Source organism: Mycobacterium asiaticum DSM 44297 (genome assembly GCF_000613245.1).
Classification (GTDB): Bacteria; Actinomycetota; Actinomycetes; order Mycobacteriales; family Mycobacteriaceae; genus Mycobacterium; species Mycobacterium asiaticum.
Genome location: NZ_HG964937.1, coordinates 1,300,480 through 1,315,878, shown reverse-complemented (window position 1 = coordinate 1,315,878; position 15,399 = coordinate 1,300,480). Strand labels below are relative to the sequence as shown.

General features: G+C 64.9%; 12 protein-coding genes and 2 pseudogenes. 9 read left to right on the top strand and 5 right to left on the bottom strand.

Features of this window, described 5'->3' with window-relative positions:
- A pseudogene (locus tag BN972_RS29585) lies at positions 1–427 on the top strand (hypothetical protein); the annotation flags it as partial.
- 4 nt (positions 428–431) lie between these two features.
- On the opposite strand, the gene BN972_RS16460 reads toward BN972_RS29585, so the two are convergent.
- From BN972_RS16460 to BN972_RS16450, 3 genes are all read right to left on the bottom strand, one after another.
- On the bottom strand, positions 432–1,259 hold the full coding sequence (locus BN972_RS16460) for an acyl-CoA thioesterase (protein ID WP_036359849.1): 828 nt from the start codon (positions 1,257–1,259) through the stop codon (positions 432–434).
- A 28-nt stretch (positions 1,260–1,287) separates the two neighbouring features.
- Positions 1,288–1,989: a GAF and ANTAR domain-containing protein gene (locus BN972_RS16455; RefSeq protein WP_036359846.1), complete on the bottom strand. Its 702-nt coding sequence runs from the start codon at positions 1,987–1,989 to the stop codon at positions 1,288–1,290.
- A 199-nt stretch (positions 1,990–2,188) separates the two neighbouring features.
- Positions 2,189–3,205, bottom strand: a complete 1,017-nt coding sequence (locus tag BN972_RS16450; protein ID WP_036359843.1) for a CobW family GTP-binding protein — start codon at positions 3,203–3,205, stop codon at positions 2,189–2,191.
- A 130-nt stretch (positions 3,206–3,335) separates the two neighbouring features.
- Between BN972_RS16450 and BN972_RS16445 the strand changes: the two genes are divergently transcribed.
- From BN972_RS16445 to BN972_RS16425, 5 genes are all read left to right on the top strand, one after another.
- Positions 3,336–4,871, top strand: coding sequence for a Re/Si-specific NAD(P)(+) transhydrogenase subunit alpha (locus BN972_RS16445; protein ID WP_036359840.1), 1,536 nt, complete (start codon positions 3,336–3,338; stop codon positions 4,869–4,871).
- A 27-nt stretch (positions 4,872–4,898) separates the two neighbouring features.
- Positions 4,899–6,320 carry a Re/Si-specific NAD(P)(+) transhydrogenase subunit beta gene (gene pntB, locus BN972_RS16440; protein WP_036359837.1) on the top strand — a complete coding sequence of 474 codons (1,422 nt, stop codon included), beginning with the start codon at positions 4,899–4,901 and terminating at the stop codon, positions 6,318–6,320.
- 129 nt (positions 6,321–6,449) lie between these two features.
- Positions 6,450–7,955, top strand: a complete 1,506-nt coding sequence (locus BN972_RS16435) for a PecA family PE domain-processing aspartic protease (protein ID WP_036359834.1) — start codon at positions 6,450–6,452, stop codon at positions 7,953–7,955.
- A gap of 416 nt (positions 7,956–8,371) precedes the next feature.
- Positions 8,372–8,833, top strand: coding sequence for a CAP domain-containing protein (locus BN972_RS16430; RefSeq protein WP_036361090.1), 462 nt, complete (start codon positions 8,372–8,374; stop codon positions 8,831–8,833).
- Between the two features lie 109 nt (positions 8,834–8,942).
- Positions 8,943–10,103: an AAA family ATPase gene (locus BN972_RS16425; RefSeq protein WP_036359830.1), complete on the top strand. Its 1,161-nt coding sequence runs from the start codon at positions 8,943–8,945 to the stop codon at positions 10,101–10,103.
- Positions 10,104–10,108: 5 nt separating this feature from the next.
- Here the strand turns inward: BN972_RS16425 and BN972_RS16420 are convergent, their stop codons facing one another.
- Positions 10,109–10,693 carry a carboxymuconolactone decarboxylase family protein gene (locus tag BN972_RS16420; RefSeq protein ID WP_036359827.1) on the bottom strand — a complete coding sequence of 195 codons (585 nt, stop codon included), beginning with the start codon at positions 10,691–10,693 and terminating at the stop codon, positions 10,109–10,111.
- A 126-nt stretch (positions 10,694–10,819) separates the two neighbouring features.
- On the opposite strand from BN972_RS16420, the gene BN972_RS16415 reads away from it, so the two are divergent.
- From BN972_RS16415 to BN972_RS16405, 3 genes are all read left to right on the top strand, one after another.
- Positions 10,820–11,428, top strand: a complete 609-nt coding sequence (locus BN972_RS16415) for a TetR family transcriptional regulator (protein WP_036359824.1) — start codon at positions 10,820–10,822, stop codon at positions 11,426–11,428.
- 222 nt (positions 11,429–11,650) lie between these two features.
- Positions 11,651–12,079 (top strand): MmpS family transport accessory protein, encoded by a 429-nt coding sequence (locus BN972_RS16410; protein WP_172831260.1) that lies wholly within the window; start codon positions 11,651–11,653, stop codon positions 12,077–12,079.
- Positions 12,076–14,988, top strand: coding sequence for an MMPL/RND family transporter (locus tag BN972_RS16405; RefSeq protein ID WP_036359821.1), 2,913 nt, complete (start codon positions 12,076–12,078; stop codon positions 14,986–14,988). Before BN972_RS16410 ends, BN972_RS16405 begins: the two co-directional genes overlap by 4 nt.
- Before the next feature lie 23 nt (positions 14,989–15,011).
- Here BN972_RS16405 and BN972_RS29580 read toward each other — a convergent pair.
- A pseudogene (locus tag BN972_RS29580) lies at positions 15,012–15,399 on the bottom strand (hypothetical protein); the annotation flags it as partial.

The window sequence follows — 15,399 nt, the reverse complement described above, 5'->3', positions numbered from 1 at the left end:
GCTGCCCGCCGCGGCCGCCCCGCTACCGAGCTTCGGTTACGGCAACGTCGGAGAAGGCAACATCGGGTTCTTCAACACCGGCACCCTGAACTTCGGCATCAACAACACCAGCCCGTTCTTCACCCCCACCGACCCCATCACCACCTTCGGTGGATTCGGCATCGCCAACAACGGCACCGACCTCGTGGGGGCGTTCAACGCCGGCAGTCGAAATGTTGGCATCGCCAACAACGGGTTCATGAACATCGGCATCGGCAACACCGGCACCTACAACTCCGGCCTGCCGTTGTCCTTCCTATCTGCACTCGGCATCGGCAACCAGGGCAACTTCAACCAGGGCTTCTTCAATATCGGCAACCACAACCTGGGCATCGGCCTAGCCGGTGACAACCTGATCGGCATCGGCCCGCTGCATATCAAGCGCTAATTGGTTAGCCACGGTGCGGCGGGAAGTACATCTCCTGCCGCACCGTGCATACCAATTCGCCGTTGCGGTTGAACATGGTCCCACTGGCCAGCGCAAGCGAATCCGCGCTGCTCGGTGAAGACCGTTCCAGCAGAAGCCAATCCGACAACACCGCCGGGGCGTGGAACCACACCGAATGGTCACGCTGCGACGAATCCCCGACGCCGCCGCGGGCCGCGAACGCCGGCTCGGTCAACGTCACTGCGGATAGGTAGGCCACCAGGCTCGCGGTCAGCACCGGGTCGTTAGGGACCTCACCGTCGGGTCGCCACCACATCGCCGATCGAGCGGGTGGCGCTTCGGCGGCGTCGACGAGGCGACGTTCGAACCAACGCAGGCTCGCCCACCGGCCCTGGGTGCGCTCGTCCGACTCGGCTAGGTGCGGCGCCACCCACGGCAACGACTCCGGTGGCGGCGCCGCGGGCATCGGCGGCTGATAGACCACCTGCGCGAACCCCGGGTCGGCGACCTTGAACGACGACATCGCCTCCATCAGGATCTTGCCCTCTTGCCGGGCGGTGACCCGGCGCGCGGAGAACCTGCGACCCTCCTGCAGGTCGACCACCTCGAAGTCGACCGGCCGGCGGGAATCCCCAGGCCGCAGGAAGTAGGTGTGCACACTGTGCGGGGCACGGCCCGGCGCGGTGTAGCTGGCCGCCAACAGCGCCTGGGCCGAAATGTGCCCGCCCAGAATGTGATTGGCCGGCGCGGGCAGTTGTTGTCCAACGAAAACCCACGGGTCGACCCGTTCTAGTTCCATGGTGACGAGCACGTCGCCGAGCGAGGAAGACATCGCCGGGTATCTTGCCCGACGACTGCTACTAAGTCTGCGACCGGTCTTTGAATACGAGTCTGCGGGCGACCTCGTACACGGGTGTGTTCGTTTCCTGCGAGAGCTTCGTGAGCAACGTGAAAGCCTCGCTCGAACTGACCTGCTGGCTTTCCATAATGATGCCTTTGGCTTGGCCGATGATGTCGCGCGATGCCAGGGCGCTTCGAAGTTCGTCATTGCTGCGGGCGCCCGCGAGTCCGACCGCCGCTTGCGCGGCTAGCGCCAGGGCCAGTTCCTCGACTTCCGGCGTGAAGGCACCGGCCTCTTCGGAGTACAGGTTGACGGTCCCGAGCTCATTCTCGTTGGTATATAGCTGAATTGACAAACTCGAGCGCACGGGTGTCTGTTCGACCAAGTCCGCGACGAATTTGGGCCAGCGCGTTTCTTTTTCGTAATCGTCGACGCGGACGGTGTATTGGTTCCAGAGCGATTCCAGGCACGGCCCTTCCTGATGCTCGTCCTGCAACGCATCGAGTTTTCTCGGGACGGGTCCAGTGGCCGCCACCGACTCGAGTGTCCGGCGGCGGCGATTGACCACTAGTGCAACGCCGGCGTGAGCCACCCCGGGCAGGATCTGCGTGGCGATTTCGGTAACTTCACGGAGCAATTGATCAGAGTCGAAATCGCTGTCCTGCTGACTATGTAAGCTGCGCGCCAGCTGCGACAAGGCGGGATAAATCTCGTCGGTCAATTCCCACTCCAGGTCATCTGCAGAAAGCGACTACTTATGCGGTGGCGCCCGGGTGCCAACGAGCAGTATAACTAGCGCAAATAGGAGTACGCTCCGGTCAGCGTGGTAAATCGCATGGTTGCCTCTGTCCTCTACGCGAGGTGGTCAGCGGCGAGCAACTTCGGTGTTGAGAAGGCAGCATTGGGCCGCTGATCCCCGACTAAAACCTGAGCCGCAAATGCCGCTGCAGCCGCCGCTGCCCGGCTTCCGTTGAACCAGCACCCGGCCCAAGTGCCGCACTGAGCGCCGCGCGCACGGACTCCGTGTCCAACTCCATCCCGATGCCGACCAGACAATTCGGCACCGCCGATGCGGGCGCCTTAGCGATATGGACCGCACTGCCCACCACGTTCACGACGTAGTTCCGCACCCGCGTCCGTTGCCGCACCGCGACAACGCCTTTGAGCCGGAACACCCCGGACGGCGGCCGTTCGAGCAGATCGATCAGTGCATCCACGTCGACGCAACCACTGCTGGTGACGGTCACGGCGTCCGCTGCGACGTGATCGTGGGCGTGCGCGTGATCAGAGTCCAGCAGCAGCTCGCGGAACGACAGCTGTCCGAACTGCACCACAGTGTCCGAGGAGTCGAAGAGCAGCGCCGGGTCGATCCTTCCACCCGTGGTACCCACCACGTGCACCTGTGGATTGCGTTGCGACACACGGTCTTTGATGCGCTGCAGCACAACCGCGCGCTGATCCGGCGAAACCTGGTCCAGCTTGTTGACCACGATCAACGATGCCGCGCCGTACCGCGCGGGCGGCAACTCGGTGCGGTCGACGGTCTCGAAGTGGTTCGCCGCGTCGATGACGTCGACGAGCCCGCCGGGCCGCACCCGGGCGATCCTGCTGAAGCCGATGATCCGTGCGATCGCCACCGGGTCGGCCAGGCCGCTGGCTTCGACGATGATCGCGTCCAGGCGCCGCGCCGGGTCGGCGAGTTTGACCAGCGCGTCCTCGAGGCCGCCGTCATCGGGCAGACAGCAGATGCATCCGCCGGCGATCGACGCGGGCTCGTCGATCTGGCCGGCCACCAGACCGGCGTCGATATTGAGTTCGCCGAAGTCGTTAACGACGACGCCGATGCGGGTGTCGGGGGTGCGCAGCAGGTGGTTGAGCAGGGTGGTCTTGCCCGCGCCGAGGTGGCCGGTGAGCGCGATCACAGGTATCGCGGACAAATCCCCTCCCCCCGTCGGCGTCCGGCCTCCCGAGGTTAACGGGCCAGTGGCGCTGTTTTTGGGGGCATGGCCGCCTGCCGTAGGCTTTGCGGCGATTTGAAAGCTCAACCCACCGAACGGACCGAAGCAAGTGATCATCGGAATACCCCGCGAGTCCCTCCCAGGTGAGACGCGTGTCGCCGCCACGCCGCAGACCGTGGGACAGCTCATCAAGCTCGGCTACGCGGTGGTTGTCGAATCCCAGGCCGGTGCCGCGGCGAGCTTTCCCGACGACGCCTACGTCGCAGCCGGCGCCGAGATCGGCTCGTTCGAACAGGCGTGGGGTGCCGACGTCGTCTTAAAGGTCAACCAGCCAAATGACGACGAGATCAGCGCACTGCGCGAGGGCGCCACGCTGGTCAGCTTGATCTCCCCCGCGCTGCAACCGGAGCTAGTAGAGAAGCTGGCGGGCCGCCCGATCACCGTCCTGGCCATGGATGCGGTGCCGCGCATCTCGCGGGCACAGTCGCTCGACGTCCTGTCGTCGATGGCCAACATCGCCGGCTACCGCGCGGTCGTGGAGGCAGCCCACGCGTTCGGCTGGTTCTTCACCGGCCAAGTGACCGCCGCCGGCAAGGTACCGCCCGCCAAGGTGCTCGTCGTCGGAGCGGGCGTCGCCGGACTGTCCGCGATCGGGTCCGCGGGCAGCCTCGGTGCCATAGTGCGCGCCACCGACCCCCGGCCGGAGGTCGCCGATCAGGTCAAATCCCTTGGCGGCGAATACCTTTCGATTGAATCCGAGGAAGCCGAGGTATCTGCCACCGGCTACGCCAAGGAGATGAGCGACGACTACAAGGCCCGCGAGGCACGGCTCTACGAGGAGCAGTGCAAGGACGTCGACATCATCATCACCACGGCGCTGATTCCCGGTAAGCCGGCACCGCGAATCATCACCGCGGACATGGTCGCCTCGATGAAGCCGGGCAGCGTGATCGTCGACATGGCCGCGGCCAACGGCGGCAACGTCGAGGGCACCGTCAAGGATCAGAAGATCGTCACCGACAACGACGTGACCATCATCGGCTACACGGACCTGGCCGGCCGGCTGCCCGCGCAGTCCTCGCAGCTCTACGGGACCAACCTGGTCAATCTCCTCAAGCTGATGACCCCGGAGAAGGACGGTCAGCTCGTGCTGGACTTCGACGACGTCGTGCAGCGCTCGATGACGGTGGTCCGCAACGGCGAGAAGACCTGGCCGCCACCGCCGGTGCAGGTCTCCGCGGCGCCGGCCACCGCGACGCCCGCCGCGCCGGCCAAGCAATCCCAGGCCAAGAAGCCGATGTCCACCGGCCGCCGCCTGGGCACCGCCTTCACAGCCGCCGCAGTGCTGTTCGCCCTGATCGCGCTCTCGCCTGCGGCGCTGCAGGTGCACCTGACGGTGTTCGCGCTGGCAATTGTGATCGGCTATTACGTCATCGGGCACGTGCACCACGCGCTGCACACACCGCTGATGTCGGTGACGAACGCGATCTCGGGAATCATCGTGCTGGGCGCCCTGCTGCAAATCGGCAAAGACGACCTGGCGATCACGGTGGTATCGGCGGTGGCGATCCTGCTGGCCAGCATCAACATCTTCGGCGGCTTCGCGGTGACGCGGCGAATGCTGGCCATGTTCTCGCGCAGCTGAGCTGCGCGCCCAACCGGAGGATTTCCTTTGTTCACGGTAGAAACCACCGCCACCGCGGCGTACGTCGTCGCTGCCCTGCTGTTCATCCTGGCGCTGGCCGGGCTGTCCCGGCACGAGACGTCCCGGGCCGGGAACACTTTCGGCACCGTCGGGATGGCCGTGGCTCTGGTCGCGACCATCGCGCTGGCGCTGGATCACAGCATCAAGCCGCTGGGCGTGGCGCTGCTGGTGGGAGCCATGCTGGTCGGTGCCACGATCGGCCTGTGGCGGGCCCGGGTGGTCGAGATGACCGGCATGCCCGAGCTGATCGCCCTGCTGCACTCGTTCGTCGGTCTGGCTGCGGTGCTCGTTGGGTGGAACGGCTACCTGCACATCGAGGGCCATCCGCACGGCGCCGACGCCATCGCCCTGCGCGCGGAAGGCCTGGCCGGCATCCACTCGGCCGAGGTCGTGGTCGGCGTGTTCATCGGTGCGGTGACGTTCACCGGCTCGATCGTGGCCAACCTCAAGCTCTCGGCGCGGATCAAGTCCGCACCGATGATGCTGCCGGGCAAGAACTTCTTGAACGTCGGCGCGCTGGTGGTATTCGCCGCGCTGACGGTGTGGTTCGTGATCGACCCGACGATCTGGCTGCTCGCCGCGGTGACCGTGCTGGCGCTGCTGCTCGGCTGGCACCTGGTGGCCTCGATCGGCGGTGGCGACATGCCCGTCGTGGTGTCGATGCTGAACAGCTACTCCGGCTGGGCCGCGGCCGCCTCCGGCTTCCTGCTCAGCAACGACCTGCTGATCATCACCGGCGCGCTGGTCGGCTCGTCCGGTGCCTACCTGTCCTACATCATGTGCAAGGCGATGAACCGGTCCTTCATCTCGGTGATCGCCGGCGGCTTCGGCATCGAGGCGGGGCCGGCCAGCGACAAGGATTACGGCGAGCACCGCGAGATCACCGCTGAAAACGTCGCCGAGTTGCTCGGCTCGGCCGACACGGTCATCATCACCCCGGGCTACGGGATGGCCGTCGCCCAGGCCCAGAACGGCGTCGCCGAACTGACCCGCCGGCTGCGCGCCCGCGGCGTGAACGTCCGGTTCGGCATTCACCCGGTCGCGGGTCGCCTGCCGGGTCACATGAACGTGCTGCTGGCTGAGGCGAAGGTGCCCTACGACATCGTGCTGGAAATGGACGAGATCAACGACGACTTCGGCGACACCTCGGTGGTCCTGGTCATCGGGGCCAACGACACCGTCAACCCCGCCGCAGCCGAAGACCCCAGCAGCCCCATTGCGGGAATGCCCGTACTCACGGTCTGGGAGGCCGACAACGTGATCGTGTTCAAACGGTCCATGGCCTCCGGGTATGCCGGTGTGCAGAACCCGCTGTTCTTCCGCGAGAACACCGCGATGCTGTTCGGCGACGCGCGCGACCGGGTGGACGCAATCCTGGCGGCCCTGTAACGGCGACCCGCCTGGCTACCGGCGTCACCGAGCGGTAACAATCGGTGTGGCCGAAAGCCGAGATCGCGGGGCGGGAACTGGATAGGCTTTACAGCACCGAGCGCTGTTCGACGTTATAGGGGGGCCGACGTGTCGTTTCTAGCCGTGGCGCCCGACTGGCTGAGTGCGGCAACAGCGGATTTGCAGGGCATCGGTTCGGCACTCAACAGCGCGAGCGTAGCGGCGGCGGCTCCGACCACTGGGCTGGCGGCGGCCGCGGCCGACGAGGTCTCGACCGCGATAGCGACCCTGTTCGGGGAGTTCGGCGACGAATTCCAGTTGGTGAACGCTCAGGTCAGCGCGTTCCACCAGCAGTTTGTGACGGCCCTGAACGGGGCCTCCGGCTCGTATGCGTCCGCCGAGGCGGCAGCCGCATCTGTGCTGGACCCAGTTCTCGGAGTGATCAACGCGCCCACGCAGTTCCTGCTGGGGCGGCCGTTGATCGGTGACGGCGCGCCTGGTACCGCCGCGAACCCGAACGGTGGAGCTGGCGGAATCCTGTGGGGCAACGGTGGCGCTGGTTACTCCCCATCCGCCACGGGGGCAGCAGGTGGGGCTGGCGGTGCAGCCGGTTTGATCGGCAATGGCGGTCCAGGTGGGACTGGCGGCGGTCCGATCGGACCCACTCGGGGCCTTGGCGGCCCCGGAGGCGCTCCGGGCTTGTTGTGGGGCAACCCCGGGTTCAGCGGTGCGGGTTGGGACGGAAAGACCGTGCCGATGCCGACCGTTGCGGTCACCGAGCCGACCGTGACCCTCGGCCTTAATGGCCATCAGACCGGGCCCATTCTGGTGGATACCGGGTCAAGGGGCCTGGTCGTCCAGATGCAAGACGTCGGTGGGCCGCTGGGGCTGCTGAGGATGGGCCTGCCCACCGGATTGAACATCAGCGGCTACAGCGGTGGGTTGACCTATCTCTACGCCACCTTCCCGGCCACGGTGGACTTCGGTAACGGCCTCGTCACCTCACCGACCGGCGTCAATGTGGTGCTGTTCTCGCTGCCGACGTCGCCTTTCGCGATCAATGCGTACTTCACCGAGTTCCTAAAGAACCCGTTCACCACGCCGTTCGACGCTTACTTCGCGACGGCCGGCGTGGACGGTGTGCTGGGGGTCGGCCCGAACGCGGTGGGCCCGGGTCCGAGCATTCCGAACGCGGCGCTGCCGGGCAATCTCAACCAGGGCGTGCTGGTCAACATGCCACAGCAGCAGTTGCAATTCGGGCCAAGCACTTTGCCACCCGCAAGCAACATCAACATTCCCGGTGCGCCAATATCCACCCTCTACGTGCAGGTTGGTAGCACCAGCACGTCAGTCGTCCCGGTTCCATCGATTATCGACTCCGGGGGTGTTTTTGGGACCATGCCCTCCTCGGTGATTGGTGGGGCGGGGAGTTTGCCACCTAACACCCAGATCTTCGTCTACGACAGCCCGACCAAAGATCACCTGCTGTACTCCTTCAACACTGCCAACTATCAGCCAACGGTCATCTCTTCTGGTCTGATGAACACCGGATACTTGCCCTTCTCGCAGCAACCGATCTACCTTGACTACACGACTCCGGGCGGGACGACGGTCTTCGACCATCCGGGGACGTAACGGCGATTGTGTTGTCGGACAGAGGCTTTGCTACCTGGCAGCGCCCGACGCGAAGAGGCGGCCTCGCTGTCAAGTCAGAAGTCACCGGTCGATGCGATGCCTGAAGGTGAGCATGCCTTAGTGACCTCTGACTCGCATACCCTTCGCGCCCGCTACCACGATGACAAACACCTGCGTCCTGACCCAGTGACGTGCCCGGGCGGAATGCGAGGGAATGTTGAGGCCCTCCACGGACGAGCCGTCGCTGGAACGACTTTGAAAGCCGACCGAATCGGCGCCGGGTTTAGTGGCACCGCCAACGGGCAACGCTACATGCGGGTTCGGCAGCGCCAAGCAATTGGCCTCTCGACTCTTGAACCCGAACCTGGATAGCATTTACCTGCAGCAAAGCGAATACGGCCCGAGGCAACATGACGATGAAATTCAATATTGCCGCCATCTCGTTGAGTGCTGTTTTCACAATGACTCTCGGTCCGCTTGCCGGCTTCACCGCGCGCGCAGACGATTCGCTGTACAACGGCGTCAACGGACTGCGCCCGGGATGTGGAGCGCTCGCCGATGACCCGCGTCTGACCGCAGCGGCACAGCGGCACGCCAACGACATGTTGCACAACGCTGTGAACGGCCACCTCGGCTCGGATGGCTCGCTACCGCAGGCGCGCATTGCCGAAGCGGGCTACACCAGGGCCAGCCGAACGGGCGAAATTGTCTATTGGGGCACCGGATCGGCTGCGACTCCCAACGCAGCCCTCGACTCGTGGATGACAAGTCCCGCACACCGAGCCATCATCCTGAACTGCGGATTCACCGCCGGCGGCTTCGCCACAGCCTGGGACGGGAACAAGATGACTGCCGTCGGCGACTTCGCGAGTCTCTAACGCAAACCGGGCCAAGCCGTTTCGGCGGACCGCCGCGCTCATGATCCAATGGGCATACCAACAGCGACGTACAAGGCCAAACCGCGGCGGCTTGACATAGGAGAAACGGATGCTGCAGACCGTCGCGGTGCGCGGTTATCGCTCACTGCGCGAACTCATCCTGCCCCTGGGCGCGCTCTCAGTCGTCACCGGCGCCAACGGCACCGGCAAGTCCTCGGTGTACCGGGCGCTGCGCCTGCTCGCCGACTGCGGCCGCGGCGAGGTCATCGGCTCGCTGGCTCGCGAGGGCGGGCTGGAATCGGTGCTGTGGGCCGGTCCGGAGCAGCTCGGCGGCGCCCGTCGGCAAGGCAAGGCCCAGGGTACCGCGCGCACTCGGCCCATCTCGCTCGAACTTGGTTTCGCCGCAGATGATTTCGGCTATCTGGTCGATCTCGGCATACCGCAGATGGCCGGCTACAACTCAGCATTCGCTCGGGACCCGGAAATCAAACGCGAGGTCCTGTTCGCCGGCCCGGTGCTGCGACGCGCCACCACCATGGTGTGCCGCACCCGTGAATTCGCCGAAGTCAGCGCGGACTCGGGTTTCGACGAACTCTGTCGCAACCTACCCCCGTATCGCAGTGTGCTCGCCGAATACGCTCACCCGCAAGCACTTCCGGAGCTCGCGGCTGTACGCGAGCGGCTGCGCGGCTGGCGCTTCTACGACGGTTTCCGCGTCGACGCCGCCGCGCCAGCCCGCCAGCCGCAGGTCGGCACCCGCACCCCGGTGCTCTCGGACGACGGCAGCGACCTCGCCGCGGCAATCCAAACGATCATCGAAGCGGGCTTCGACGACCTGAGCCGCATCGTCGCCGACGCCTTCGACGGCGCCACCATCGCGGTCGACGTCAGCAACGGCCTGTTCGATCTGCAGCTGCAGCAGCGCGGCATGCTTCGGCCGCTCAGTGCGGCCGAATTGTCCGATGGCACATTGCGATTCCTGCTGTGGGCCGCCGCGCTACTCAGCCCGCAGCGGCCGTCGCTGATGGTGCTCAACGAGCCGGAAACCTCGCTACACCCCAGCCTGGTCGGCCCGCTGGCGTCGCTGATCCGCATCGCGGCCGACCACACCCAAGTGGTGGTCGTCACCCATTCGGCCGCGCTGCGCGAAGCCCTCAACACCGGCGCTGAAGGCACGGTGGAGATCGAGCTGTACAAGGACTTCGGCGAAACGCGCATCACCGGTCAGGGCCTGCTGACCACGCCGCCGTGGGACTGGGGCAAACGCTGACCCGCTCAGCCCGATGCCACCACCGATGCCGAATTCCACGGCGCGACAGCACCATCGGAATTCGAAGCCTCCGGTAGGTCGTCGGACACATCCCAGGTCGCCGACAACCGCCCGATGCCGAGCGCGATCGCGCAGTACAAGCCGAGTTCCACCAGCTGGTCCTCGGTGAAGTGCTCGCGCAGCTCGTCGTAGACGGCGTCGTTGATGGCGAGGTGGTCGGTGGCGAACAGCTCCGCGAACCGCAGCGCCGACCGCTCGGCGGCCGAGAGGTTCTCCGCTTCGGCGGGACGCTCCAGCGAGCAGACCGCCGCCTCGTCCAACCCGTCGGCGATGGCGCTCTCGTACCGCACCGCAATACAGCTGCGGCACTGGTTGAAGAAGGCGATGCGCAACCGCACCAGCTCCAGCAGCCGCGGCGGCAAAGTGCCGTTGCCGCGCAGCGCGGCTGTCAGGTTGCCGAGCGCTTCGGCGACGCCCGGCAGGCGACTCATGATTCCGGCCACGCCGAGGTTGATCCGATCCCCTTGGCCCAGGTCCTGCGTCGGGATCTCAGCAAACGCCGCCGACCGCGCGATTCGAGGCACTTTCATCTCCCCTTCGTCAAGGAATGTCCCCCGTCGAGTATCGCCGTCGGCATCCTCGCGGCAAACCCCACTGGAGTGATCCTGAGAACTGGAGGCGTGCAAAGTGTGCATCTCGTGCAAATATTGAATGTTATGTCGACTCAGTTAGGTCTCCGCGAGCGTCGCCGCCGCCAGACCAGCGCGGATATCCGGGGCGCCGCCGTGCGCCTGGCCCAAGCGCGGGGCTGGGACAAGGTGACCGTCGAGGAGATCTGCGTCCAAGCTGGCATTTCGACCCGCACATTCTTCAACTACTTCCCGAATAAGGAAGCCGCGATCGCCTACGGCCCATCCGACCTGCCGCCCGAGCTGGCCGCCGAATTCGTCGCCGCCGGACCGGCGCCCTACTCGGTGGTGCTGGCCGAATTGATCACCCTGGCCGCACACCATCTGCGTGACATGCCACCCGAACGCGAACAGGCGGTGTGCATGCTGGACCTGGCGAAAACGACCCCGGCGGTGTTGGCGGCGTTCCTGGCAGACCTGGAACGCTTCCAGACGCACCTGGCCGATATCGTGGCGAAACGCCAGGGCATGAACTCCGACGATGAGATTCCCGCCTTAATCGCCGCGTTGGCGTTAACGGCCGTGCGTTCGGGTATAGAACGCTGGTCCAGCAGCGGTGCGCAGGACGCCGAAGACACGCCGATGCCCTACGTCGAGCGCGCCGCCGCGCTGGTCAACAGCATCTTCAGCAAGTGAGAGCGTGACCAGCGACACACAAACTTGCATAGTCTGCAAAATATGCAGATCATGTATCCATGGTCCGGCCGCGGTACTCGACCCTGCCTCGGTACTCCGAAGCAATCCGGCGTAGCGCATCGGGCCGTTTCGCGCTGCACTTCCACGCATCACCGCTTCGAAAACGTTGTCACGCAATGTGACTCGACAGCACAGCCACGCCAGGAAAGGACCGGGTAGCTCATGACGAGAATCGTGCGTAACGCCTGGTTGCCGCTGTTGATCGTGGCCGTCGTGGTCATCGGCGGGTTCGCCGTGGCCCGCGTCAAGTCGTTCTACGCCCTTGACCAGGAGGACACTCTGACCAGCTCAAAGGTGGACGACTCGAAACCGTTCAAGCCGAAGGTCGTCAAGTACGAGATCTTCGGCTCGGCCGGTCAGGCCAATGTCAACTACCTCGACCTCAGCGCCTCGCCGCAGCGGTTGGACAACGCCCCGTTGCCCTGGACGTTGGTGCTGAGCACCACGGCACCCTCGGTCTTCCCGAATATCTCGGCGCAGAGTGACGGCGACTACCTCGGTTGCCGCATCACCGTCGACGACGAAGTCAAAGACGAGCAAACAGCCACCGGCGTGCACGCCCTGACCTCCTGCTTGGTGAAATCCGCATGAGCACCGCTACCCACGACGCGCCAACCGATTCCATCCCCGTCGCCAAGCACGCGGCTCGCGAGAGGATCCCGCACTTCATCCGCAAGTTCGCCGTGCTGATCATCCTCGGCTGGATCGCGTTGATCGCGCTGCTGAACGTCGTCGTCCCCCAGCTCGACGAGGTCGGGAAGATGCGCTCGGTGTCGATGAGCCCGGACGACGCGCAATCGGTGATTGCGACCAAGCGCGTTGGCGAGGTGTTCAAGGAGTACAAGTCCAACAGCTCGGTGATGATCGTGCTGGAGGGCCAGAACGCACTCGGCGCCGAAGCGCATGCCTACTACGACCAGATCGTCAGAAAGCTCGAGGCCGACCGCGAGCACGTCGAGCATGTCCAAGACTTCTGGAGCGATCCGCTCACCGGAGCCGGCGCCCAGAGCAATGACGGCAAAGCCGCCTACGTCCAGGTCTACCTGGTCGGCAACATGGGCGAGACGAAGGCCAACGACTCGGTCGAGGCCGTCCAGGCCATCGTGAACAGCGTTCGCCCGCCCAATGGGGTCAAGGCCTTCGTCACCGGCCCCTCGGCGCTGGAAGCCGACCAGCATCTCGCGGGAGACCGCAGCTTGCAGGTGATTACGGCCGTCACGTTCCTAGTGATCATTGCGATGCTGCTGATGGTCTACCGGTCGATCGTTACGGTATTGCTGACGCTGGCGATGGTGGTGTTCGAGTTGGCCGCCGCCCGTGGTGCGGTCGCATTCCTGGGCTACCACAACATCATTGGGCTCTCCACCTTCGCCTGCAATCTGTTGGTGACGTTGGCGATCGCTGCCGCTACCGACTATGCGATCTTCCTGATCGGCCGATATCAGGAAGCCCGGGCGGTCGGCGAGTCTCGAGAAGACGCCTACTACACGATGTTTGGCGGAACGGCACATGTCGTGCTCGGTTCGGGTCTGACCATCGCCGGGGCGACGTTCTGCCTGCACTTCACCAACCTGCCGTATTTCCAGACGCTGGGCATCCCGCTGGCGATCGGCATGGTGGTAGTGGTGCTGGCAGCGTTGACGCTTGGGCCAGCGGTCATCTCGGTGGCGTCACGCTTCCGCCAAACTCTCGAACCCAAGCGCGCGCAGCGAATCCGCGGCTGGCGCAAGGTCGGGGCTCTCGTCGTTCGGTGGCCTGGCCCCGTGCTGGTCCTGACGATCGGGATTGCGCTCGTCGGTTTGCTCACCCTGCCCGGCTACCGGACGAACTACAACGACCGCAACTACCTGCCCGCCGATCTGCCGGCGAACGCGGGTTACGCGGCCGCCGATCGGCACTTCTCCAAGGCTCGGATGAATCCCGAGCTGCTGATGCTCGAAAGCGACCACGATTTGCGCAATTCCGCGGACTTCCTGGTCATCGACAAGATTGCGAAGGCGATCTTCCGGGTCCCCGGCATCAGCCGCGTGCAGGCCATCACTCGACCCGAGGGCACGCCGATCGAGCACACGTCGATCCCCTTTCAGATCAGCATGCAGGGCGTCAGCCAGCAGATGACGCAGAAGTACCAAGAAGACCAGATCGCCGACATGCTCAAGCAGTCCGACGAAATGCAGACGACCATCAACAGCATGGAGCAGATGCAAAGCATCACGACGCAGATGGCCAACGACATGCACGTGATGGTCGGCAAGATGCACTCGATGACGATCGACGTCGCCGAATTACGGGATCACATGGCCGATTTCGAGGACTTCTTCCGGCCGATCCGCTCGTACTTCTACTGGGAGAAGCACTGCTACGACATTCCGGTGTGCTTCTCGTTGCGGTCGGTGTTTGACGCCCTGGATGGCATCGACACCATGACCGACGACATCCAGAGCCTGCTGCCGGTGATGGATCATCTGGACACGCTCATGCCGAAGATGGTGGCGCTGATGCCCGAGATGATCCAAAACATGAAGAACATGAAAACCATGATGCTGACCATGTATTCGACCCAGAAGGGTCTGCTGGAACAGCAACAGCGGGCACAACGCGACTCCGCCGCGATGGGCAGAGCCTTCGACGCGTCCAAGAACGACGACTCGTTCTACCTGCCTCCGGAGACGTTCGACAACCCCGAATTCAAAAAGGGCATGAAGAACTTCATCTCTCCGGATGGCCACGCCGTGCGCTTCATCATCAGCCATGACGGTGATCCGATGTCGCCAGAAGGCATTTCGCACATCGATGCGATCAAGAAGGCCGCCTACGAGGCCCTCAAGGGCACCCCGATGGAGGGATCGAAGATTCTTCTCGGCGGGACTGCGGCCACCTTCAAGGACATGCAGGAAGGTAGCAACTACGACCTGTTGATTGCCGGAATCGCCTCGATGTGCCTGATTTTCATCATCATGCTGATCATCACTCGCAGTGTGGTGGCATCAGCCGTGATCGTGGGCACCGTATTGCTCTCTCTTGGTGCGTCTTTCGGTCTTTCGGTGTTGATCTGGCAGCACTTGATCGGGATCGAGCTGCACTGGATGGTGCTGGCCATGTCGGTGATCATCCTGCTGGCCGTGGGTGCCGACTACAACCTGCTGCTGGTGTCCCGGTTCAAGGAGGAGATCCATGCCGGCTTGAACACCGGCATCATCCGGGCGATGGGTGGCACCGGTTCGGTGGTGACCTCGGCCGGGCTGGTGTTCGCGTTCACAATGATGACGATGGCGGTCAGTGAGCTGACGGTGATCGGCCAGGTCGGCACCACGATCGGGCTGGGCCTGTTGTTCGACACCCTGATCGTCCGGTCGTTGATGACGCCATCGATCGCCGCGCTGCTGGGCAAGTGGTTCTGGTGGCCGCAACGGGTGCGGCAGCGGCCGGTGCCATCGCCGTGGCCTACGCCGAACGAGCATGCGGCCAAGGGCGGCGACCTGGTGTCGACGGCCGGTTAGGAGGGCGGGCGCATCCGGTCTTGTTAGAACAGCCGGAAGCGCGGCGCCAGCCACCAATCGCCGGTTTGGGCGCCGCCGGCGCCACCACCGCCGCCGTCTTGCAGCATGCTGCCACCGCCACCACCACCGCCGCCGCCCTGGCCACCGGTGCCGAAGAAGAACCCGCCGGTGCCGCCCGTGCCGCCGGCACCACCGGCACCCGCGTCGGGGTTTAGGTTCGGGGCAATGTATCCAGCGGTACCGCCGGTGCCGCCGACGCCACCGAGCTGGCCGTTATTAGCGCCGCCCTGACCGCCGGCGCTGGCCGGGCCCCCGCCGGGGGCTCCCCCGGCGCCTTCGCTCGCTCCGCCGACGCCGCCACCGTTGCCGCCGGCGCCGCCCTTCGCACCGCCGCCCACGCCGCCACCGTTG

Bases quoted from the DNA above. Each gene is read 5' to 3' on its own strand.
- BN972_RS16420 (WP_036359827.1), bottom strand. From the start codon at position 10,693: ATGAAAGTGCCTCGAATCGCGCGGTCGGCGGCGTTTGCTGAGATCCCG.
- BN972_RS16415 (WP_036359824.1), top strand. From the start codon at position 10,820: ATGTCGACTCAGTTAGGTCTCCGCGAGCGTCGCCGCCGCCAGACCAGC.
- BN972_RS16430 (WP_036361090.1), top strand. From the start codon at position 8,372: ATGAAATTCAATATTGCCGCCATCTCGTTGAGTGCTGTTTTCACAATG.
- BN972_RS16425 (WP_036359830.1), top strand. From the start codon at position 8,943: ATGCTGCAGACCGTCGCGGTGCGCGGTTATCGCTCACTGCGCGAACTC.
- BN972_RS16460 (WP_036359849.1), bottom strand. From the start codon at position 1,259: ATGTCTTCCTCGCTCGGCGACGTGCTCGTCACCATGGAACTAGAACGG.
- BN972_RS16410 (WP_172831260.1), top strand. From the start codon at position 11,651: ATGACGAGAATCGTGCGTAACGCCTGGTTGCCGCTGTTGATCGTGGCC.
- BN972_RS16405 (WP_036359821.1), top strand. From the start codon at position 12,076: ATGAGCACCGCTACCCACGACGCGCCAACCGATTCCATCCCCGTCGCC.